The 21,098-nt window shown below is 58.6% G+C and carries 18 protein-coding genes; 1 reads left to right on the top strand and 17 read right to left on the bottom strand.

What is annotated here, in order from left to right; translation table 11 throughout:
* Window positions 1-122: 122 nt before the first annotated feature.
* The 15 genes from ACFPPD_RS06225 to hemL form a co-directional block, all read right to left on the bottom strand.
* Window positions 123-1,268 carry an FtsW/RodA/SpoVE family cell cycle protein gene (locus ACFPPD_RS06225; protein WP_209748753.1) on the bottom strand — a complete coding sequence of 382 codons (1,146 nt, stop codon included), beginning with the start codon at window positions 1,266-1,268 and terminating at the stop codon, window positions 123-125.
* Window positions 1,269-1,275: 7 nt separating this feature from the next.
* A complete protein-coding gene (gene minD, locus ACFPPD_RS06230) occupies window positions 1,276-2,070 on the bottom strand; it encodes a septum site-determining protein MinD (RefSeq protein ID WP_209748752.1) in 795 nt (264 codons plus the stop codon).
* Window positions 2,071-2,073: 3 nt separating this feature from the next.
* Window positions 2,074-2,736: a septum site-determining protein MinC gene (locus ACFPPD_RS06235; protein WP_209748751.1), complete on the bottom strand. Its 663-nt coding sequence runs from the start codon at window positions 2,734-2,736 to the stop codon at window positions 2,074-2,076.
* A gap of 75 nt (window positions 2,737-2,811) precedes the next feature.
* On the bottom strand, window positions 2,812-3,342 hold the full coding sequence (gene mreD / locus ACFPPD_RS06240; RefSeq protein ID WP_209748750.1) for a rod shape-determining protein MreD: 531 nt from the start codon (window positions 3,340-3,342) through the stop codon (window positions 2,812-2,814).
* Entirely contained in the window at window positions 3,339-4,214 is an 876-nt protein-coding gene (mreC, locus tag ACFPPD_RS06245) for a rod shape-determining protein MreC (protein WP_378081557.1), read from the bottom strand. Before mreC ends, mreD begins: the two co-directional genes overlap by 4 nt.
* Before the next feature lie 27 nt (window positions 4,215-4,241).
* Complete coding sequence (locus ACFPPD_RS06250) at window positions 4,242-5,273, bottom strand: rod shape-determining protein (protein WP_209748749.1); 1,032 nt, start codon at window positions 5,271-5,273, stop codon at window positions 4,242-4,244.
* Window positions 5,274-5,357: 84 nt separating this feature from the next.
* Window positions 5,358-6,047: a RadC family protein gene (gene radC, locus ACFPPD_RS06255; protein WP_209748748.1), complete on the bottom strand. Its 690-nt coding sequence runs from the start codon at window positions 6,045-6,047 to the stop codon at window positions 5,358-5,360.
* A gap of 53 nt (window positions 6,048-6,100) precedes the next feature.
* Window positions 6,101-6,712, bottom strand: coding sequence for a Maf family protein (locus tag ACFPPD_RS06260; protein ID WP_209748747.1), 612 nt, complete (start codon window positions 6,710-6,712; stop codon window positions 6,101-6,103).
* A 25-nt stretch (window positions 6,713-6,737) separates the two neighbouring features.
* Window positions 6,738-6,980 (bottom strand): DUF4321 domain-containing protein, encoded by a 243-nt coding sequence (locus tag ACFPPD_RS06265; RefSeq protein WP_209748746.1) that lies wholly within the window; start codon window positions 6,978-6,980, stop codon window positions 6,738-6,740.
* 151 nt (window positions 6,981-7,131) lie between these two features.
* Window positions 7,132-8,649, bottom strand: coding sequence for an SPOR domain-containing protein (locus tag ACFPPD_RS06270; protein ID WP_209748745.1), 1,518 nt, complete (start codon window positions 8,647-8,649; stop codon window positions 7,132-7,134).
* 482 nt (window positions 8,650-9,131) lie between these two features.
* Window positions 9,132-10,514: a UDP-N-acetylmuramate--L-alanine ligase gene (murC, locus tag ACFPPD_RS06275; protein ID WP_209748744.1), complete on the bottom strand. Its 1,383-nt coding sequence runs from the start codon at window positions 10,512-10,514 to the stop codon at window positions 9,132-9,134.
* Between the two features lie 7 nt (window positions 10,515-10,521).
* Window positions 10,522-11,910, bottom strand: a complete 1,389-nt coding sequence (locus tag ACFPPD_RS06280) for a bifunctional folylpolyglutamate synthase/dihydrofolate synthase (RefSeq protein ID WP_209748743.1) — start codon at window positions 11,908-11,910, stop codon at window positions 10,522-10,524.
* Entirely contained in the window at window positions 11,907-14,573 is a 2,667-nt protein-coding gene (locus tag ACFPPD_RS06285; RefSeq protein ID WP_209748742.1) for a valine--tRNA ligase, read from the bottom strand. The genes ACFPPD_RS06280 and ACFPPD_RS06285 overlap by 4 nt, the downstream gene beginning before the upstream one ends.
* A gap of 440 nt (window positions 14,574-15,013) precedes the next feature.
* Entirely contained in the window at window positions 15,014-16,246 is a 1,233-nt protein-coding gene (locus tag ACFPPD_RS06290; RefSeq protein WP_209748741.1) for a LysM peptidoglycan-binding domain-containing protein, read from the bottom strand.
* Between the two features lie 185 nt (window positions 16,247-16,431).
* Window positions 16,432-17,733: a glutamate-1-semialdehyde 2,1-aminomutase gene (gene hemL, locus ACFPPD_RS06295; protein WP_209748740.1), complete on the bottom strand. Its 1,302-nt coding sequence runs from the start codon at window positions 17,731-17,733 to the stop codon at window positions 16,432-16,434.
* Between the two features lie 109 nt (window positions 17,734-17,842).
* Here hemL and ACFPPD_RS06300 point away from each other — a divergent pair, with 109 nt between their 5' ends.
* The gene (locus tag ACFPPD_RS06300) at window positions 17,843-18,505 is read left to right on the top strand and encodes a Crp/Fnr family transcriptional regulator (RefSeq protein ID WP_209748739.1); all 663 of its coding nucleotides are present in this window, start codon (window positions 17,843-17,845) and stop codon (window positions 18,503-18,505) included.
* 48 nt (window positions 18,506-18,553) lie between these two features.
* On the opposite strand, the gene hemB is transcribed toward ACFPPD_RS06300, so the two are convergent.
* Both hemB and cobA read right to left on the bottom strand, forming a co-directional pair.
* Window positions 18,554-19,543: a porphobilinogen synthase gene (gene hemB / locus ACFPPD_RS06305; RefSeq protein WP_209748738.1), complete on the bottom strand. Its 990-nt coding sequence runs from the start codon at window positions 19,541-19,543 to the stop codon at window positions 18,554-18,556.
* A complete protein-coding gene (gene cobA, locus ACFPPD_RS06310; protein WP_209748737.1) occupies window positions 19,524-21,098 on the bottom strand; it encodes a uroporphyrinogen-III C-methyltransferase in 1,575 nt (524 codons plus the stop codon). Before cobA ends, hemB begins: the two co-directional genes overlap by 20 nt.

Below are 21,098 nucleotides of genomic sequence, written 5' to 3' on the forward strand. Positions count from 1 at the left end.
GTTTTGCTGTTTTCGTGCAAAAAAAAGAGCGGGCTATCTTTTCGATAACCTGCTCTTGTTCTTGATTTTGGCCCTGCTCCTTAACTTAATGACATTGGAGCTCGCTTCCGTGCTTTTTGCGTCTACGTATCCATTTCGTACTTCTCCTGATGCGCCTTAATGCTGAATATAATGCCGATGGACATCATGTTGAGCAGCAGCGACGTTCCCCCGTAACTGATAAACGGAAGCGTAATGCCGGTAATCGGCATGATGCCTATCATCATTCCGATATTCTGGAAAATCTGAAACACCATCATCGACGCGATTCCGATAATAATGAAAGACCCTCGCCGGTCGTAACATTGATAGGCGATCAGAATCATTCGGTAGATGAACAGGAAGTACAGTAGCAGCAATACCGCCGCCCCTTGGAAACCGAACTCCTCGCCGACGACGACGAAGATGGAGTCCGAATACGTGTACGGGATGAAATTGCGCTTCTTGGACTCGCCTTGCATATAGCCATCGCCGGTCAACCCGCCCGAGCCGATGGCGATCTGCGCGTACTCCGACTGAAGTCGGTCGTCCCTCGAAGCTTCCTCCGGATGAATAAAAGTATTGATTCTTTTGTACCAATGCGACTTGTTTTGATCCTTAAAGTAATCTTCGATTTCACTATTATACGTATTGAACAACGACACGAACAGAATCAGTCCGCCGACGACGACGGCGATCCCGATCAAGACGTAGCTATATCGGATATTGCCGATCCAGAGCATGCCGAGCACGATGAAAATATAGATCATCGCGTTCCCGAGATCCGGCTGGATCATGACGATCAGGAAAGGAACCAACGTCATCATCGCGACGAACGTTACGTCCGTCCGCAATCGTAGCGGATCTCCAAGCCGTTTTCCGATGACCGCCGCGACAGCGATGATAAGGAATATTTTCATGACTTCCGCCGGCTGGAACAGCAAACCTCCCGGCAGCTTGAACCAGCCGCTGGCTCCGTTAATCTTCGGCGTGAACAATACGAGGCCGCATAAGATCAAGCCTAGAGCGTACCATACGTACCATACCTTCAAAATGAGCCGGTAATCGATCAGCGTCATGAACAGCACGACGCCGAAGCCCAGCGCGTAGAAAACGATCGTCGATTTGTCCAGTCCCGTGAATTTCGGGCTGTTTAACGTCGCGCTTCGGACGAGAACGGTGCTGATTCCCATGAACAATCCGAGAATCGCGAGCATCATCCAGTCCATTTTCTTGAATCGGTTCAACAAACTCCGATCATCCCATTCCCAGAAGCTTCTTGACCTTGCGGAACACGCCCGATTTCTCCTCTAGCTGCGTGAGCGGCACGGTCTCTCCTAAAATACGCCGCGCGATGTTGCGATAAGCGATAGCGGCGCGCGAATCCGCGTTCATGACGGTCGGTTCCCCGGAGTTCGCCGCCTTGATGACGAGCTCGTCGTCCGGCACGATGCCGATCAGGTCGATGGCGAGCACTTGGCAGATGTCCTCGACTTCGAGCATGTCCCCGCTTCTGACCAAATTCGGACGAATCCGGTTAATGATCAGCTTAGGCGAAGGGAAATTGCTCTTCTCGAGCAGACCGATGACCCTATCCGCGTCTCGCACGGCCGCGTTCTCCGGCGTCGTGACGACGATCGCCTGGGACGCGCCCGCGATCGCGTTGCGGAAGCCTTGTTCGATGCCCGCCGGGCAGTCGATAATAATATAGTCGAAATCCGGTTTCAGGCTCTCGATGATCTGGCGCACCTGTTCCGGAGAGATGTCGTTTTTGTCTTTCGTCTGAGCGGCGGGAAGCATGTACAGTTCGTCGAAACGCTTATCCTTGATGAGTGCCTGGTTGACCCGGCAGCGCCCTTCCGCGACGTCGATGAGATCGTACACGATCCTGTTTTCCAAGCCCATGACGACGTCCAGGTTGCGCAATCCGATATCCGTGTCGACCATGCATACCTTTTTCCCGAGCATCGCAAGCGCCGTGCCCAAATTCGCGGACGTCGTCGTTTTGCCGACGCCGCCTTTCCCCGAGGTAACTACGATCGCTTCTCCCATGATCTACACTCCTTTGAACTGCATGACTTCCTTGCGTTGCCGGCTTAAACTCGACATCTTGTCGATGGCCATCGTTCCGTCGCGCAAAAACGCGTATTCCATCCAAGGTTCCGCGCTCGTCCATTCGTCCGGCGGTCGGCTGATCACGTCCGCGATGCGAAGCTGCGTCGGTCTCATGAGCGAAGCCGCGATGATCGCTTCGCCGTTGCCATCCGAACCGGCATGCACGGTTCCCCTGAGCGCCCCGATCACATAGACGTCGCCGGTGCAACGGATCGTCCCTCCCGGATTGACGTCTCCTAGCAACAGCAGATGACCGTCGACGTCCACCGTCTGGCCCGAACGCACGATCGCCGACATCGAATGGAGCATAGGCGCCTTCTTGGCGGCTGGATCGTCCGCGGGCGGATCGCTCTCTATCGATTGAATAAGCAGGTTGCCTTGCTTCCGGAAAATATCGCGGATGCTTTCCTTCTCTTCTTCCTCAAGATGCCTTGCGCCTAGCTTAATGAAAATATGGATGATAGGCCCGGTGAATTGCTGGACGTGCTTATCCAGCTTCTCGTTAAGCTCGCCCTGCAGCGCAACGAATTCGCATTGATCGTCCAATAGAAATACGAGTCCGTCCTTCGTTCCTTTGATCGTTACGTACGATTTGCCGGCCACTTCTTCCGCTCCTCCCTACGGGTAATGAAATTCTGCCTCAGAGAGCCGAATTCCTGCCTTCAGCGCCGAACGACGCTAATCTTGATTGTCTTCGGGCGAAGACAGCGTGGATTTTACTAAGAAGCGGCGAACCGGAACGTAGAATAGGAGAGCGATCATGAGCTGCAAGATCGCCGTCGGTGCGATCTGCCAATAGAAGGCGTATGCGAACCGCAGGTCCGTCAAGGTGAACAGCTTGTAAATGCTGAACGCGACCGAATCCAGCATCATGCCGCCGACGAGTGCGACCCACGCGAAAAAACCGATCGTGAAGCTTTTGCGTTCCGCGAGCAGACCGGCCAAATAACCGATCAGCGCCATGCCGAAGCCGTAAGGTCCGATCAAGTGACCGTAGGAAAGCGTATCTTGCAACAAGCCGAAGCCGAGACCGAACAGGAAGGCGACGTGACGGCCGGCGAAGCCGGCGGAGAACAGCGTCATAACGAAGCCGAGATGCGGCAGCAGCCTTTCGCTCCATGCCGACGGGACGATCCATGGCACGACCCCGTTCTCGAGAACGAGCAGGAAGAGCGAGATCAAAATCATCCAATTGATTCTCACCTTCACGGCTCATCCACCCCGGCTTGAGGCACGACGATGACGAACACCTCTCTCAGATGGTCGAACTTCGCCGCCGGTTCGATGATCGCCGTGAACGTCAAACCGAAATCGCCGACTTGGCTGCTCTTGACGGTACCGATCATGATTCCTTTCGGGAACAGGCTTCCGAGACCCGAAGTAATGACTTTGTCTCCGTCCGCGGGCTTGTCCCTCTCGTCGATCTTGGTCATTTGCAAAAGGCCGTTCTCATCATCGTATTCAATAATGCCGAAAGAATCGGGTTTCCCGAGGAACGTCGCCGACACGGGCGTACCCTTGGAGGAATTCGGATCGAGATCGGTAATCAGCGTCACCGTGGAAGTAAACGTTTTGACTTTGCTGACGAGTCCGACCAGCCCGTCGACGGTGCGGACCGCCATCTCCGGCTGGATGCCGTCGTTGGTACCGAGGTTGATCGTGATCGTCTTCTCGTACGGGTTGGACGTGCTACCGATCACTTGCGCGATCAAATAGCGATAATCGTCCATTTTTTTCTGTTGCTCCGTAAAATCCAACTCTTCTTGCAGCCGTTTGTTTTCCGCTTCAAGCTGGTTGAACCTGATCTGGTCCTGCGTATATTGGGCGACCGTTCTCCTCAACTGCTCATTCTCCCGATACACGTCGGAAAGTCGGCCAAGGTCGCGAAAGAAATCCGCGACCGCGCCGACCGGCTGATAGAGCACCCCTTGCGCGGTGCCGAAGGCGTCGTTGATGAACTTCTCCGGCCAGGTCAAGCGTTTCCGGCCTAACGTAAACCCCATGAGAGCGATGAACAGGATCAACCCGATCATCAGGATAAACAACCGCTTGTTGCGCATGAATCGAAAAATCTCGCCCACCTGCTTTCCCCAACCAGTCTATCTCTTTTATCGGCTGGACCGGGAGGCGCCGCCTTTGGACTTGAACAAATGAATGTTCTCCAATGCTCTCCCCGTGCCGATCGCTACGCAATCGAGCGGATTTTCGGCGACGAGAACGGGCATGCCGGTCTCGCGGGTCAGCATTTTGTCCAGGTTGCGAAGCAGCGCTCCGCCGCCCGTCAGCACGATGCCCCTGTCCATAATGTCCGCGGACAGCTCCGGCGGGCATTTCTCGAGCGTCACCTTGACGGCGTCGATAATGGAATTGACCGTGTCCGACAGTGCTTCGGTAATCTCGTCGGACGTGATGGCGAGCGTCTTCGGCAATCCGGACACGAGATCCCGCCCGCGAATCTCGATCGATTCCACCTTGTCGAGCGGCATCGCGGACCCGATCTCCATCTTCAGCTGCTCGGCCGTTCTCTCGCCGATCATCAGGTTGTACAGCCGTTTGATATAAGCGATAATCGCGTCGTCCATCTCGTCTCCCGCGATGCGGATCGACCGGCTCGTGACGATGCCTCCGAGGGAGATGACCGCCACTTCCGTCGTGCCGCCGCCGATGTCGACGACCATGCTGCCCGTCGGTTCCCATACGGGCAAGTCCGCGCCGATCGCCGCCGCGAACGGTTCTTCGATAATGTAGGCTTCCCGGGCGCCGGCCTGCTTCGTCGCATCTTCGACGGCGCGTTTCTCGACGGCGGTAATGCCGGAAGGCACGCACACCATGACGTTCGGATGTCGTTGGAACAAGGCGCGCGGCTTCTGCGCGCTACGAATGAAGTATTTGATCATCGTTGCCGTCGTCTCGAAGTCGGCGATGACTCCGTCTTTCATCGGACGTATGGCCACGATGTTGCCCGGCGTGCGACCTATCATTTTTTTGGCGTCGGAGCCTACCGCTTCGATTTTTTTTGTATCGGTACGCAGGGCGACCACGGACGGCTCCCTGACGACGATTCCTTTGCCTTTCATGTACACGAGCGTGTTCGCGGTTCCCAGATCGATGCCGAGATCCCTTGTAAATCCTCCTACCATTGCTGCTACCTCCTGCTATAACCGCGACCGTTATGTAGTGCCTGAATGAGCGCTTCGGTCGTCGGGACAATCCTTCTCATTATATTACAAGCAACCTAGCTCCTTCAAACTGATAAAGCGATTGTCACCTATTACCAAATGGTCGAGAAGCTCGATGCCGATCAGCTTCCCCGCCTCTCCGAGTCGTCTCGTCAACTGTATGTCTTCGGGACTCGGCGTCGGATCGCCGCTCGGATGGTTATGCGCGCATACGATCGATGCGCTGCTCCTTCGGATCGCGGCTTTGAACACTTCCCTGGGATGGACGATCGACGCGTTTAAGCTGCCGATCGACAACGTCTGCCTGCCGATGACTTGATTCTTCGTATCGAGAAAAAGACAGATGAAATGCTCTTCGCGATGATGGCGAAGCTCCTCCATCAGCAGATCGGCCGCGTCCTGCGGACACGTAATCTTCGCCGCTTCCGGCAACCTCGCCCTTGCGACTCTTCTGCCGAGCTCGATCGAAGCTTGCAGCTGAAGCGCCTTCGCCGGGCCGATGCCGTGAATGTGCGTCAATTCCTCCCACTTGCTTTCGGCCAGCCTGCGTAAGCCGCCGACGTCGTTCAATATCCGCTGCGCCAAATGAAGCGCAGACTCCTTCGAGGAACCGGTACGGAGCAAAATCGCCAGAAGCTCCGCATGGCTGAGGGACTCCGCCCCGTTCTTCTGCATTCTCTCCCTCGGACGCTCCTCCGCGGGGAATTCCCTTAAACGCAACGAACGTTGCTCCATGCCCTCGACCTGCCTTTGTTCAGCCGCGTCGGCCGCGGAATTGGCTTCATCGTTCAAGGTACGGTAATGCCGAAAGCCTCCAACTGTACCGCGAGAAGCGATACGGGCAATCCGACGACGTTGAAATAGCAGCCTTCGATCGATTCGACCAGCAGCGACCCGATCTCTTGGATCCCGTACGCCCCCGCTTTGTCCATCGGCTCGCCGGTCGCGACGTAACGCGATATTTGATCGTCAGACAGCTTTCGCATCGTCACCTTCGTGACGCGATGGGCAGTACTCGTCTTCCCGTCGGACACCCGAATGCAGGTCACTCCGGTATACACTTCGTGTGTCCTGCCCGACAGCGAGCCGAGCATCCTCAGGGCATCTTGCTCATCCCTAGGTTTTCCCATCGCGTCGCCGTTCAACACGACGATCGTATCGCTTCCGACGACGATCGAGCGTCCGTCGGCGGTGGCGTCGATCTCTTCCTTGACCGCGTTCGCTTTGCGCAGGGATAGTTCCTCCACGATTCTGGCCGGCGACCAATCCGCCGGAGTTTCTTCCCCGACCCGGCTCGGCTTGACGTCCACGGGAAGTCCGAGCAAAGCGATCAACTCCTGCCTGCGAGGCGAAGAAGAAGCAAGGACGAGCTTATGTTGCGTAGTCGTCGAATTCAGCATGGAACCGGAGCCTTCCTTTCGAAAATTACATTTTGCGGTATAACCAAATGCCTACGCACGCGCCGATGACGCTAAGCAACGTAAAGTTCACGTTCAGCGTCAAGCTATACTTAATGACGGCCAAATCCGCCGCCGGGGACCAATCGACTTTGATCGCGCGGGTCAGGAACGATAGCCCCTGAACGTCCCGGAGTCCGTTCGCGACGAGCGCGCCGGCCAGCAGTCCAAGAAATACAAACAACAGAAGAATCCAACCATTTTTCTTCATCGTTCTCCGTCTCCCACCATTTTTTGACACCCGTCTACCCATTATACGTCCACCGGACATGCCGCACAACGGATAAAACAAAGACAGCCCCAACGAATCAGGCTGTCCCGTTCTGAAGTCCCTATAGGCTTGCCGTCAGCTAACCGAACGGCTATCCGTCCGTCGATTCCGACAACGCGGCCCGGATCCGATGGTCGGCCAGCAAAGCCTTCATCGCTTGCGCCTGCACGCTCCATAAGCGCGCTCGCGAAGGCTCGCGGGCATAGTCCGACAACGTCAGCGAAGCGGCGTTAAGCGCCTGGGCAATCGCTTTGGCGTCCGTCGATCGGGCGGCGCCGACTTTGTCCGACGAAGCGGACGTTTGCCGCCACAGCCGTTCGCCTTCCGCCAGCTTATCGGCGACGTCTTGCCCGGGCTCGTTCGCGCCGTTCGTCGACAGCTCCCGTTGCGTGAATTCGATCAATTGCTTCGTATAAGCGGAGCTGGCGTTCAGATATTCCGCCCCTTCCGGCGAAAGAACGGCCGAAGAAACGTCGAGCGCCTCCCCGCCGAACGGCTTGACGTACAATTCCGCGTCCGTCAACCGGGCGGACAGCCGCTGCGCGTCGCTCTGCGTCGTCGCGACGCCCGCGAACACGCGGTAGCCGTCGCTGGCATCGGTCGCGTACACGTAACCTTTCTCCTTCAATTGCTTGACCGCTTCCTGCATGCTTTCAATGTTCTGAAACTTGCCGAACTGCAGCAGATACGCCGGACTGGCCGCGAGCGTAACGGTCCCGGCGGAACGGTCCGTCTCTTGGCCGTCCGAAGACGAATCCGGCGACGACGAAACGACCGGATACTTGCTGAACGTCTCGGCCGCCTGGGACGGAAGAATTTCCGCCGTTCCGCTTCCGGAGACGGGAACGTCTCCCGACGATTTCCCCGGGAATAACGGTTCCCCCGTAAACAAGCTTAACGCCAAATAACCGAATAACGCGCCGGTGGCGATCGCCGCCGCGACCGATACGAATACCCGTCCCCAGGACGGACCGCCGCCGCGCGCCGGATCCCGCTCCGGATCGGCTCCTTCTCCCGCGCCGGAATCGTTCCCTTCCCGGATTCTCGCATACCAGCTCGAACTCTCGAACGCGGCAACGCCGGCGCCCTCAAAGGAGCCGTTTCTTTTCCTTTCTCGGGCGGCCTCCGAAGCCTCGACTTCGGACAGATCGATCCCGGTTGCGGGTTCCGCGTCGTCGGCGGCTGCCGCGGGTTTCGCCGCGTCGCGGACGGCTTTCACGGTTGGCTTGCGGAACAACGCAGCTGGCGCGACCGTTTCCTTTGGCCGTTCCGTCTTGCGGATCATTTCTTCCAGCGCGCGTATATCGTCCTGGTACGGACTGTCCCACGCTACGATTTGACGTGGATAGGCTTCGTTCCCGACATCGGTCCCGGAGGCATCACGATCGACTATGTAAGCCGCCGGCGGAAGTTCCGCATTTCCGCCCCCTTGCGCTTTCGTCCCTCGCTCCGAGGTCCCTTCGTTTCTATCGTGGCTCGCCAATGCGTCGTAAGGATCGACTCCCTCTTCCGGAGCCTGCGTCGGCGGGACCGGCCGAACCGTCTGCTCTTTCGCCTTCGGCTTCGGCGGCTCGAATCGGAACGTCATTCTCGTTTTCGGTTGCTGCATGCCGTGCCACCCCTTGTCCCTTAATCTATTAATCAGATTATGAGAGAGTGGGATTAAATATGTTCGATCGATTAGCTCGACGTCCGGCTATATTCAGGTCACCTTCGGGCGGTAGAGCGTGAGCGATCCCCTTCAGGGTCGACTATTGGACGAGTTCAGCGCACCTGGAGATGTCGTAGATGCTTTGTGAGCAACTATTGGGCTACTCGAAGTCCCATCGAAGGGATGTAGTTGCTTTTGAAACAACTATTGATCGACTCGAGGTCGCTTCGAAGGGCTGTAGATGCTTTACACCGTTTGATTTTACAATTCCTTAAAAATTATAACAATAGTGCAAAAGTAGCGGTGAAATAGAATATTTCCTTATTTTTCTGGGTAATCCGGTCTCGCGATATGCTGGAGACTTCATTCCTTCTATGCTGCCAAGCACAACATAAAAAACCGCCGGATCGCCCGGCGGCCCATTGCCTATAACGACTCCCTTACGTCCGTTCCCGAAGGATGCGCGACAGCTCGACGGCCGTCTTCCAGATGTCGCCCGCGCCCATCGTAAGCACGAGATCTCCCGGAGCGACTTTGTCGGCGAGCAAATCCCGGACCTCTTCCTTCGTCGGCACGTAAGCGACGTTCGGATTGCTGTTCTGGGAAATCAGCTCCACGAGCTTGCGGGAGTTGACGCCTTCGATCCTTTGTTCGCCGGCCGGGGAGTAAATGTCCGTGATGATGACTTCGTCGGCTTCCGAAAACGCGCGGCTGAACGCGTCGAGCAGGAAGTACGTCCTCGTATATCGTTGCGGCTGGAACACCGCGATGATACGCTTGCCCGTCGCCTTCGCGGCTTGGATCGTCGCTTGGATTTCCGTCGGGTGATGCGCGTAATCGTCGATGACCAGCATGTCCTTCACTTCGCCGAGCACTTGGAACCTCCGCTTGGCGCCGCGGAACTCGCGGATCGCTTCGGCGATCGACGCGAAAGGAACGCTCGCCTCCAGGCAGACGATCACCGTCGCGAGAGCGTTATATACGTTATGTCGGCCGGGCACGGACAGCGTGACCGAACCGAGCGATTGATCGCGCCGATAGACCGAGAACGTCGCGCAACGGTCGCCGAGCACAATGTTTGCCGCCCGGTATTCCGCGTCTGCGGAATCAATGCCGAACGTGACGAGGCGCCGCGACCCGATTTGGGGGAGCAATTCGCGAACGTTGGCGTCGTCCGCGCAGACGACGGCACAGCCATCATGTTTGATATTGCCGAGGAAAGACACGTAAGCTTGTTTCAGCTTGCCGAAGTCTCCGTCGTAATTCTCGAGATGATCGGCCTCGATGTTCGTGACGACGCCGATCGCCGCTTCGTACTGAAGGAACGATCCGTCGCTCTCGTCCGCTTCCGCCACGACGTAATTGCCTTTGCCCGCCTTGGCGTTCGTGCCTACGTTCACGATTTCTCCGCCGATAATGTACGTAGGGTCGAGCCCGCATGATTCCATGACGAGCGCGATCATCGAGGACGTCGTCGTCTTTCCGTGCGCGCCCGCCACCGCGATGCCGTTCCTCGCGTTCAGCAGACGGGCGAGCATCTGCGCCCGGTGCAGGATCGGAATGTTGAGCTGTTCCGCTTCCTGGCGTTCGACGTTATCCCTCGACAACGCCGTCGAATAGACGACGAGATCGGCTCCCCGGACGTGCTCCGGTTCATGGCCGATATAGATTTGAGCTCCTTTGGCGGCCAGCTTGTCGGTCAATTCCTGGCGCACCACGTCGGAACCGGACACTTGGTAGCCCATCTCCAGCATGACGCGGGCGATGGCGCTCATGCCATAGCCTCCGATACCGATAAAATGCACATGTTCAGCGGTTCGCAACGACGCTTCACCAGCCTTTTTCTGAATTCTTCCCATCGAGTAACCAAGACCGCACGTCGGCGATCAAATACAGAGTCCCCGTGACGACGGTTAACGCGTCCTCGCCATCCGGCGAGCTTCCGGATAACGCCGTCAGCTTCTCCAGCGCCTTGCGCCAATCCGGCTCTACGATGACGTCCAGCGGCCTGCCGAGCTCTTCGCGGAGCGACTCCGCAACGTCGGCCAGATCGGCGGCGTTCATCTTTTTATGAAAATCGGGTTCCGTCACCACAAGCGTATCCACCATTGGTAGTATATGCCGCAAAGTCTTCTCATGATTCTTATTCGGCATCATCGCCATCATGACGTTAAGCCTGTCGAATCGATAGACGTCCCGCAAGGCCCGAGCCAACGCTTCCATGCCTTCCGGATTGTGCGCCCCGTCGATCAGAACGCGCGGCCGCTCCGAGACGAGCTCCAGCCTGCCCGGCCAAGCGGTCAGCCGAAGGCCGTCGCGCAAATCCTCGTCGTCGACGATCAACGCGTAATATTGCCTCAGCACCTCGAGCGCCATGATCGCCGTCGCCGCGTTCTCGACTTGGTGCGCTCCGTTCAGGGAGATCGTTAACGATTGTACCTTACGGAACGGTCCTTGGAAAATAAACGTTTGCTCATTTTCCTTGAAAGACGTCGTTTCGTACGAAAATTCGTTGCCAAGCCCGTACGGCGTCGCTTGCTTTGCCTTCGCCGTTTCCCTCACGATGTCCAGCGATTCGGACGGCTTCACGGATGTGACGACGGGAACGCCGGATTTGATGATTCCCGCCTTCTCCCGCGCTACGTCCGCCAAAGTGGAGCCGAGAATGTCCATATGGTCGTGCCCGACGTTCGTAATGACGCTGACGACGGGCGCCACGATGTTCGTCACGTCCAGCCTGCCGCCGAGTCCCGTCTCCCACACGACGTAATCCGGGAATGCGACCGTGCCGTAGTAAAGCAGCGCAAGCGCGGTCGTCACCTCGAACACGGTCGGGGATCCCCATTCGCCGAGCGCCATCCGGTCCACTTCCGGCTTCAGCCGGTTGGCGAGAAGAACGAGCGTCTCGTCCGGAATATCTTGCCCGTTATATTGCATGCGGTTGGAAAAAGAGGTCAAATACGGCGACGTGAACGTTCCGACGTCGTATCTGGCCTGCCGCAGCACGCTGGTCAAATAGGCGCAGACGGAGCCTTTGCCGTTCGTGCCCGCCACGTGGATGAATTTCAGCCGGCGTTGCGGGTTGCCGAAAGCTTCCATGAGGCGGACGATCCGTTCCAAACCGGGACGAATGCCGATCGGCGTCAGGCTCAATATCCAGGCTAGCGCTTCGTCGGCCTCGCGGAAAACCGTCGTTGCTTTGCTTTGCGCCTCCGTCATGACTGAAGCTCCGAGATGCGCGCCAGCACTTTGTCTCTCTTGTCTTTATAGTCCAGACCTTTCGCCCGTTCCTGTTCGACGACGTGCGCCGGAGCTTTGGCGATATAACCTTCGTTGGACAGCTTTTTCTCGACGCGGTCGACTTCGGCGCTCAGACTGTCGAGCTCCTTGTTCAGCCGCGCGATTTCTTGGCTGATGTCGATCAATCCCGCTAGCGGGAAGAACAGCTCCGCGCCCGTCACGATCGCCGACATCGCTTTGTCCGGAGGCGAAAGCTGCCGGTCGAGCGTATAAGATGACGTGTTGCAGAACCGTTGGATGTAGATTTCATTACGGGCGAAGATCGCTTCCTCGGCTTCGCCGGTCGGCTTCAGAAGCAGCTCGACCTTCTTGCCCGGGGACACGTTCACTTCGGCGCGAACGTTGCGGACGGCGCGGATCGCTTCCATGAGAAGCTCCATTTCCTTCAGCGATTGAATCGCCTCGAAATCCGTCCGGTAAACCGGCCACGCGGCCAGCATGATCGTCTCTCCCGGCTCGTGGGGCAAGTGCTGCCAGATCTCTTCGGACAAATACGGCATGAACGGATGCAATAGGCGAAGCGTTCGGTCAAGCACGTACGCGAGCACCGACTGCGTGCTCTTCTTCGCGACCGGATCGTTGCCGTAGAGCGTCAGCTTCGAGAACTCGATGTACCAGTCGCACAGATCGTCCCAGATAAAGTTGTACAGTAAGCGGCCGGTTTCGCCGAACTCGTACGTTTCCATCAAGCGGGTAATGTCTCGGGCCGTCTCGTTGAACCGGTGCAGAATCCAGCGGTCGGCCGTCGACAGGTCGCCGGTCAAGTCGATTTCGCCGTACGAGAAACCTTCCAGATTCATGAGCGCGAACCGGGAAGCGTTCCAGATCTTGTTCGCGAAGTTGCGCGCCTGCTCGACTTTCTCGAAGCGGAAGCGCAGGTCTTGGCCGGGCGTGCTGCCCGTGGAAATCATGAAGCGCATCGCGTCGGCGCCGTATTGCGCGATGACGTCGAGCGGATCGACGCCGTTGCCGAGCGACTTGGACATTTTGCGGCCTTCCGAGTCGCGAACGAGACCGTGAATGAGCACGTCCTTGAACGGGATGCTGTCCGTGAATTCAAGCGCCGTGAAGATCATCCGGGCAACCCAGAAGTAAATGATATCGTAGCCCGTGACGAGAACGTCCGTCGGGTAATAGCGCTTAAGATCTTCGCTGTTCTCCGGCCAACCTAACGTCGAGAACGGCCAGAGCGCGGAACTGAACCACGTGTCGAGCACGTCGTTGTCTTGTTTCCAAGGCGAATCAGGGCTATCCGCGCCTTCCGGCGCTTCCATGCCGACGTAGATTTCCCCGGTCGTCTCGTGATGCCAGGCCGGTATCCGGTGACCCCACCAGAGCTGGCGGGAAATGCACCAATCGCGCACGTTCTCGATCCAGTTCAAGTAAATTTTCTCGAAACGGTCAGGCACGAAATTGACGCCTTGGCCCGATTTCTGCGAATCGATCGCTCTCGCGGCTAACGGTTTCATGTCGACGAACCATTGCGTGGACAAATACGGCTCGACGACGGCGCCGGAGCGCTCGCTGTGGCCGACTTGATGCACGTGGTCTTCGATCTTGACGCATACGCCCTGTTCCTGCAAATCTTTCACGATCGCTTTGCGGCAATCGGCCCGGTCCATGCCTTCGTACGGGCCCGCGAAGCCGTTCATGCGGCCGCCCTCGTCCATGACCGTAATTTGCGGCAGATCGTGACGGGCGCCGACTTCGAAGTCGTTCGGATCGTGCGCAGGCGTGATCTTCACCGCTCCGCTACCGAAGTCCTTCTCGACGTAGTCGTCGGCGATGATCGGAATCTCGCGGTTAACGATCGGCAGTAGGATCATCTTCCCGATCAACGCTTTGTAACGCTCGTCTTCCGGATGGACGGCGACGGCCGTGTCTCCCAGCATCGTTTCCGGACGCGTCGTGGCTACCGTGATGTACCCGCTGCCGTCCGCGAGCGGATAGCGCAGGTGATACAAGTTGCCGTTCACTTCTTTATATTCGACTTCGATGTCGGACAGCGCGGTGCGCGCCGCCGGATCCCAGTTGATGATTCGTTTGCCCCGGTAGATCAAGCCTTTGTCGTACAGGCGCACGAACACTTCGCGGACCGCCTTCGACAAGCCTTCGTCCAGCGTAAACCGCTCGCGGGAGTAATCGAGGCTAAGCCCCATTTTCGACCATTGGTCGCGGATCGTGTTCGCATATTGCTCTTTCCATTCCCATACTTTCTCGAGGAACGCTTCGCGCCCGAGATCGTAACGGCTTTTGCCTTCCTCGCGCAGCTTCTGCTCGACCTTCGTCTGCGTCGCGATGCCGGCATGGTCGGTACCCGGCAACCATAGCGCGTCGAAGCCCTGCATCCGCTTGAACCGGATGAGGATATCCTGAAGCGTGAAATCGAGAGCATGGCCGATATGCAGCATGCCCGTCACGTTCGGCGGAGGAATGACGATGGTGTACTTCGGCGCGTCCGGCCGGCGTCCCGCTTGAAAATACCCTTCCTTCAGCCATATTTCATACCATTTGCGCTCGGCGCTCGTCGGATCGTAAGTCGTCGGCATTTCGGTCGTTTGCTTTGGCTCTAATTCTGACATGTGTGGCACAACCTCCAAGAGACACAAGTTTCGGGCTCTGAATCTTAAAAAACACAAAAACCTCCCGTCGCAAAGGACGAAAGGTTATCTTCCGTGGTACCACCTTCGTTCCGTCCTGCCATTGTCGGCATGACGGCACTCTGCGCGAAATAACGGTTGCAACCGTCCCGGACTAACGCGCGCCGAAGCGCGGGATCGTGCGGAAAACTCCAGGGCGACTGGCAGCCGGTCTTCTCCCGCGAAACCTTCCAGCGCCGTCGTTCGGCGGTTTCGCTCTCTGTGGGTCGAAAGGCGTGCTCTTCCCTATCCTTGTCATTGCTATATATTTTACCTTTCGCCCGGGAGAGAGTCAATACGGACGCCCGCCTAACGCGAAGAAGCCCGCTCTCCGCCGAAGCGGAAGAACGGGCCGACGAGGCCTCGAAGCCATTCGATGCGATCTAAGGAATGTACAGCACTTGGCCTTCGGACAAATACGGTTCGTGAAGCCGGTTGTATAGCTGCAATTCTCTCGCCTGAACGTGATACCGGCTGGCGATCGCGTCGAGCGTATCTTCCCTTTGAACGATGCACATGCGCACCTTGCGGAACGATTGGGCTTGGGCTCCCGCGTTCAGGAACAGCCGCGTCCACTCCAGCTCGTCGCCTGAAGACTGCGGGTTGTTCTTCGCGGCGAGCGCCTTTTCTTCAGCGATAGCCGCTTCCTGCAGCCGTAGCTCTGCTTCGCGTTTCGCGCCCTTGTCGCCCAATTGCGAGAGAAGGCCGACGCCCGACTGCGCCTGCTGCGCTTGCTGCGATTGTTGCGCGGAAGAATCGAGAGCCTTGCCTCCGAGCGCCACCCGCAAGTCGGCTTTCTCCTCGGCCGGCGCGGTCGGTTCTTCGTAGCGTTGCGGCTCGGGCTGCAGGAATCCCGCATCGGACAGCCGTTCCGCCGTCACGTCCCCGTACGGGGACTGCCGCGGTTGCGATTGCTGCTGAGACTGAGGTTGCTGCACCGGCTGCTGTTGCTGCGCCGGAGACTCCGGCTGCAAAACAGCCGGCTGGCGCGCTTCCTCCAAGTGCTGGAACATCGACAGCCAGCCGTTCTCCGCGGCCGGATCGGAGGTCGCCTGGTCGACTTCCGCCTGCAGCCCCCAATCCTCCTCGCGGTCCTGCTCGGACAATTCGAAGTTCCCGGCTTCCGCGGATGGGGACGATGCCGCCTCGTTCCCGTATGACTCGTAGGCTGGGCGCTCTTGATCCGCTCCTTCGGGCTCGGCCTGGTGAACGACGGTAAAGCTATCGTCCCGCCAGACCGGACTTTGCGGGGTTTGCACTTGCAGGCCCCTGAGGGCGAGCACGCCCGTTACGTTAAGGGAACGGTTCGAGACGAGATCGACGTCGAAGTTGTCGATCTCCACGGCCAATTCCTCCACGCTTTGAATCCGGTCGAGCGGCAACGAAATCTCCACCGGGATCCAGTGCTCGAGCTGGGAAGCTTCGCCGGCGTCTTGCGCCTTGTATACCCCCGACAAGAGCAAATGGCCCTTCAATAGCACTTGGTCATTTTGCGGCAACGCCCTCATGTGCGGAACCAACTCGATCTCTTCCAGCTCTTCGATCGCTGCCGCGTCGTCAGGCAGCTGGACCCGTTCGTAAATATCGAAGCGCAGCCCGTTCCTCTGATCCGTCACGACGAAGTCCTCCTTTCGGCATAAGCGCCCTTTCCGGCTTGCGGCCGGTCCGGGACATACGATTCTCTAATTATCTATATGCCGGGGATGGGCGGGCATGCCTGAAATAGATACAACCCCGGACCCGCGTTCGCGATCGGATGACAAAAAGCCCCCAAGAGGCTTGGGGGCTTGCATGCCTTGAATTACACTTTCGCCAGGGCGGAACGGTGGGCTTCGATCGTCGCGTCGATGTCGTCCTCGCCGTGCGCGGTAGAGACGAACCAACCTTCGAACGGGGACGGGGCGATGTTCACGCCGTTATCGAGCAGCCTGCGGAATACGGCGCGGAATCTCTCCGTGTTCGCCGTCTTCGCCACGTCGTAGTTAATGACGTGCTTGTCCGTGAAGAACGGGCATACCATCGAGCCGACCCGGTTGATCGTCATCGGGATTCCCGCTTCCGCGGCGTTGCGTTCCAATCCGGCTTGCAGGCGCGCGGACAACCGCTCGAGCAGCCGATACGATTCGGCCGTCATCAGCTTCAGCGTCGTGTAGCCCGCCGCCATCGCCAGCGGATTGCCGGACAGCGTGCCCGCCTGGTAGATCGGCCCGACCGGCGCCATTTGCTCCATGATCTCCCGCTTGCCGCCGTATGCGCCGACGGGCAAGCCGCCTCCGATGACTTTGCCGAGACAGGTCAAGTCGGGCGTAATGCCGTACAAGCCTTGCGCGCAATTCAAGTGAACCCGGAAGCCGGTCATGACTTCGTCGAAAATCAGCAGGCTTCCGTATTTCGTCGTCAGCTCGCGAAGTCCGGTCAAGAATCCCGGCAACGGCGGCACGACGCCCATGTTGCCCGCGATCGGTTCGACGATGACGGCCGCGATATCGTCCCCGTAACGCTCGAACACCGTTTTCGCGGATTCGAGGTCGTTATAGGGAACGGTCAGCGTGTGCGAAGCGACGCTTTCCGGCACGCCGGGACTGTCCGGCAACCCGAGCGTGGCGACGCCGGATCCCGCCTTGATCAGCAGGCTGTCCGCATGGCCGTGGTACGAGCCTTCGAACTTCAGGATTTTGCTGCGCTTCGTGTAGCCCCGCGCGAGGCGCAACGCGCTCATCGTCGCTTCGGTGCCGGAGTTGACCATGCGCACGACGTCGACGGACGGCACGCGCTCGCATACGAGCTCCGCCATCATCGTCTCCAGTTCGGTCGGCGCGCCGAAGCTCGTTCCCTTTTCCGCCGTGCGTTTGATCGCCTCGACGACTTCGGGATGCGCGTGGCCCGCGATGAGGGGGCCCCAGCTCAGCACGTAATCGATGTAAGATTGCCCGTCGATGTCCGTGATGCGGCTGCCCGCCGCACGGTCGATGACGAGAGGGGTCAGGCCGACCGACTTGAAAGCACGGACGGGACTGTTGACGCCGCCCGGAATGACTCGTTTCGCCGCTTCGAACGCCGCCTTGGAGCGGGTATCGACGCGCGTTCGATGATTTTCGCTCATATTCGCCACTTCCTACTATCAGAATTTGAAAAGGCTATGGTAAACTGGATGGGATTAGCATCCAATAGACAATCCGCCTATGTAAACAGGCTTTGCGGGAGTGATCGCGATGATCGAGTGGCTGAAGAAGGTATCGCTCTTCGATAACCTTAACGACGAACAACTGGAACACATTTTGCGGATTTCCCATAGAAGGACGCTGCCCGCGGGAACGATCCTTTTCCACGAGAAAGAATCGGGCACGACGTTCTACGTCGTCCTCTCCGGCTCGATCAAGCTGTTCACGAAAAGCGGCTCCGGCGAAGAGAAAGTGCTGTCCCTCGTCAACGGCGGAGAAAGCTTCGGCGAGTTGTCCCTGCTTGACGGAAGGCCCCGCTCGGCGTCCGCCCAGACGCTCGAACCGACGACCGTGCTGGAGCTCGCGAGCGAGCATTTCATGAACTTGATGCAAGAACACTTCGATATTACGCGCGGCATCTTGGCCGAGCTATGCCGGAGGCTTCGCGCGACCAACGAGCACGTGAACGATCTGACTTTCCTCGACGGCAGGACGCGCGTGCTCAAGAACTTGATCTCGCTCGCCAACAAGAACGGCAAAAGGGACGGAAATATGATTTCCATTCCGATGTCGCTGAATTACGACGAGCTCGCCCAGATGGCCGGCGTCGCCAAGACGGTACTGACGGAAGTCGTCCGCGAGCTCGAGCAACGCGGCGTGCTGCAGTTCGGCATCAACGAATACAAGCTCAACCTGCTTAAGCTTAGAAGCTGACCGTACAAGAGCGCGCGCATGCGCGCTCTTCTTTCTTCCCGCTCCCCGTTATTCCGACCGCAGCCATCGCGCCGCGTCCTTCGCATGGTACGTGATGATCAGATCCGCGCCGGCGCGCTTCATGCCGGTCAACGTCTCCAACACGATCGCTTTCTCGTCGATCCAACCTTGCATCGCCGCCGCTTTTACCATGCTGTATTCCGCGCTCACGTTATAGATCGCGATCGGCAACTCGTATCGATCGCACAGCATCCGAACGATGTCCAAATAAGCGAGGCCCGGCTTCACCATCAGGAAGTCCGCGCCCTCCGCGACGTCGGATTCCGCTTCCCTCAGCGCTTCGCGCGCGTTGGCCGGATCCATCTGGTACGTCTTGCGGTCTCCGAACTGCGGCGTCGAATGGGCCGCTTCGCGGAACGGACCGTAATACGCCGACGAGTATTTGACCGAATAGGACATGATCGGCGTATTCTCGAAGCCGGCGGCGTCCAGCGCCCCGCGGATCGCGGTTACGAAGCCGTCCATCATGTTCGACGGCGCGATGATGTCCGCTCCCGCTTGCGCTTGGGATACGGCCGTCTTCGCCAGCAATTCCAGCGAATCGTCGTTGCCGATGGTCACGCCGCATTCCGCCGTATGAACGACGCCGCAATGCCCGTGATCCGTGTATTGGCACAGGCAAGTGTCCGCGACGACGACGAGATTCGGATACAACGCTTTGATTTTGCGGATCGCCCGTTGCATGATGCCGTTCTCTTCGAACGCGGACGTGCCGATGGCGTCTTTGCTGTCCGGGACGCCGAAAATAAGCACGGCCTTGATGCCGAGCGCGACCGTCTCCGCCAGTTCCGTCTCCAGCGTGTCGAGCGACCAGTGATAGACGCCCGGCATCGAAGCGATCTCTTCCTTGACGCCTTCCCCTTCCGTCACGAAGATCGGCGAGATCAAGTCGTTCACTCCGAGAATCGTTTCTTTCACCAGCTCGCGCATGGCCGCGCTGCTTCTTAATCTGCGATGCCTAACTGTCGGAAATGCCATCGAATGATTCCCCTTTCGCTTTGCTCCGGCTTGCGGCCAGCGCCTCTACCAATCCGTCTATCGTATAGCTGTCGGGCATGATCGTCACCGTCAGCCCGTGCTCTTCCGCCGTTCTCGCCGTAACCGGGCCGATGCAGGCGACATCGACGCCGTCCAGCGCCTTGACGGGATCATCCACGCCCAGTTCCTTTAAGGCCCGAATGAAGTTCACGACCGTGGACGAGCTCGTGAACGTGACGGCGTGGATCTCTCCGTCGGCCAGCATCTCCGGTAGCCATGGATCGCGCTGCGCGGACAACGCCGTTTCGTACACGTCGATCTCGACCGTGCGCACGCCTTTCTCTTTCAGTTCTTTAGGCAACGTCTCCCTGGCGAGATCGCCTCTCGGCAACAGAGCGGACTGTCCCGGCGAGATGACGCCCGCCAGACTGTCCAGCAGCCCTTCGGCGCGGAAGCTTTCCGGCAGCAGGTCGGCCCGGACGCCGCGCGCCGCCAGCGCCTCGGCCGTCTTCGGCCCGACGGCCGCGAACTTCGCCCTCGCGAACTTCCGGATGTCGACGCCGCAACGGTCGAGCCAACGGTAGAAGTAGTCGACGCCGTTCACGCTCGTGAGCATGACCCAATCGTAAGATTCCGCTTGCGCGAGAGCCGATTCGATATTCGCTACCGCTTCGTCCGAGGTCGGCAGGCGCGTCTCGATAACCGGGAACTCGTAGGGTTCCCCGCCCAGCTCGTCGATTCTCGCGACGAGCTCGCTCGCTTGGGAGCGCGCGCGCGTCACGAGAACGCGCCGGCCGAACAGCGGCTTTCGTTCGACCCACGCGAGCGTCTCGCGTTGGCGAACGACGTCCCCGACGACGATGACCGCGGGAGGCGTCAAGCCGGCTTCCTCCACTTTGCCGACGATCGTTCCGAGCGTTCCGGTCACCGTCCGCTGCTCCGCCCTCGTCCCCCATTGGACGAGCGCGACCGGCGTATCCGCCGATCTGCCGTGCTTCATTAATTGTTCGCTAATATAATCGAGCTTGGCGACGCCCATCAGGAACACGAGCGTACCCGTCGCGTTCGTCACTTTATCCCAGTAAATCGAATGATCGAGCTTATCCGGGCTTTCGTGGCCCGTGATAACCGAGAACGACGAGGCGAGATCCCGATGGGTGACGGGAATGCCCGCGTAAGCCGGAACGGCGATCGCGGACGTGATGCCCGGCACGATCTCGTATTCGACGCCGTTCTCGCGAAGCAATCCGGCTTCCTCGCCGACTCTTCCGAATACGGTCGGGTCGCCGCCCTTCAGCCGGACGACGTTCTTCCCTTGAAGAGCGAGATCGACGAGCAACCGATTGATTTCTTCTTGCTTCATCGTGTGGCGGTCGGGCAGCTTGCCGACGTAGATTCTTTCGGCGTCCGCCCGGGCGTGGTTCAACAGCTGCGGTCCGGCGAGACGGTCGAACACGACGGCGTCCGCGCGCCCGAGCGCTTCCATGCCTCGAACGGTGATGAGCTTCGGATCACCTGGCCCCGCGCCGACCAAATAAACTTTCCCTTTGTCCAT

Source organism: Cohnella suwonensis (genome assembly GCF_042655365.1).
GTDB classification, from domain to species: Bacteria; Bacillota; Bacilli; order Paenibacillales; family Paenibacillaceae; genus Cohnella; species Cohnella suwonensis.

What these genes read in the sequence shown, in the direction of transcription:
- ACFPPD_RS06280 (WP_209748743.1), bottom strand. Translation starts at nt 11,910, where the DNA reads ATGACGGAGGCGCAAAGCAAAGCAACGACGGTTTTCCGCGAGGCCGAC.
- ACFPPD_RS06260 (WP_209748747.1), bottom strand. Translation starts at nt 6,712, where the DNA reads ATGCTGAATTCGACGACTACGCAACATAAGCTCGTCCTTGCTTCTTCT.
- ACFPPD_RS06285 (WP_209748742.1), bottom strand. Translation starts at nt 14,573, where the DNA reads ATGTCAGAATTAGAGCCAAAGCAAACGACCGAAATGCCGACGACTTAC.
- hemL (WP_209748740.1), bottom strand. Translation starts at nt 17,733, where the DNA reads ATGAGCGAAAATCATCGAACGCGCGTCGATACCCGCTCCAAGGCGGCG.
- ACFPPD_RS06270 (WP_209748745.1), bottom strand. Translation starts at nt 8,649, where the DNA reads ATGCAGCAACCGAAAACGAGAATGACGTTCCGATTCGAGCCGCCGAAG.
- hemB (WP_209748738.1), bottom strand. Translation starts at nt 19,543, where the DNA reads ATGGCATTTCCGACAGTTAGGCATCGCAGATTAAGAAGCAGCGCGGCC.
- ACFPPD_RS06250 (WP_209748749.1), bottom strand. Translation starts at nt 5,273, where the DNA reads ATGGTAGGAGGATTTACAAGGGATCTCGGCATCGATCTGGGAACCGCG.
- ACFPPD_RS06300 (WP_209748739.1), top strand. Translation starts at nt 17,843, where the DNA reads ATGATCGAGTGGCTGAAGAAGGTATCGCTCTTCGATAACCTTAACGAC.
- minD (WP_209748752.1), bottom strand. Translation starts at nt 2,070, where the DNA reads ATGGGAGAAGCGATCGTAGTTACCTCGGGGAAAGGCGGCGTCGGCAAA.
- radC (WP_209748748.1), bottom strand. Translation starts at nt 6,047, where the DNA reads ATGGAGCAACGTTCGTTGCGTTTAAGGGAATTCCCCGCGGAGGAGCGT.
- cobA (WP_209748737.1), bottom strand. Translation starts at nt 21,098, where the DNA reads ATGGACAAAGGGAAAGTTTATTTGGTCGGCGCGGGGCCAGGTGATCCG.
- ACFPPD_RS06265 (WP_209748746.1), bottom strand. Translation starts at nt 6,980, where the DNA reads ATGAAGAAAAATGGTTGGATTCTTCTGTTGTTTGTATTTCTTGGACTG.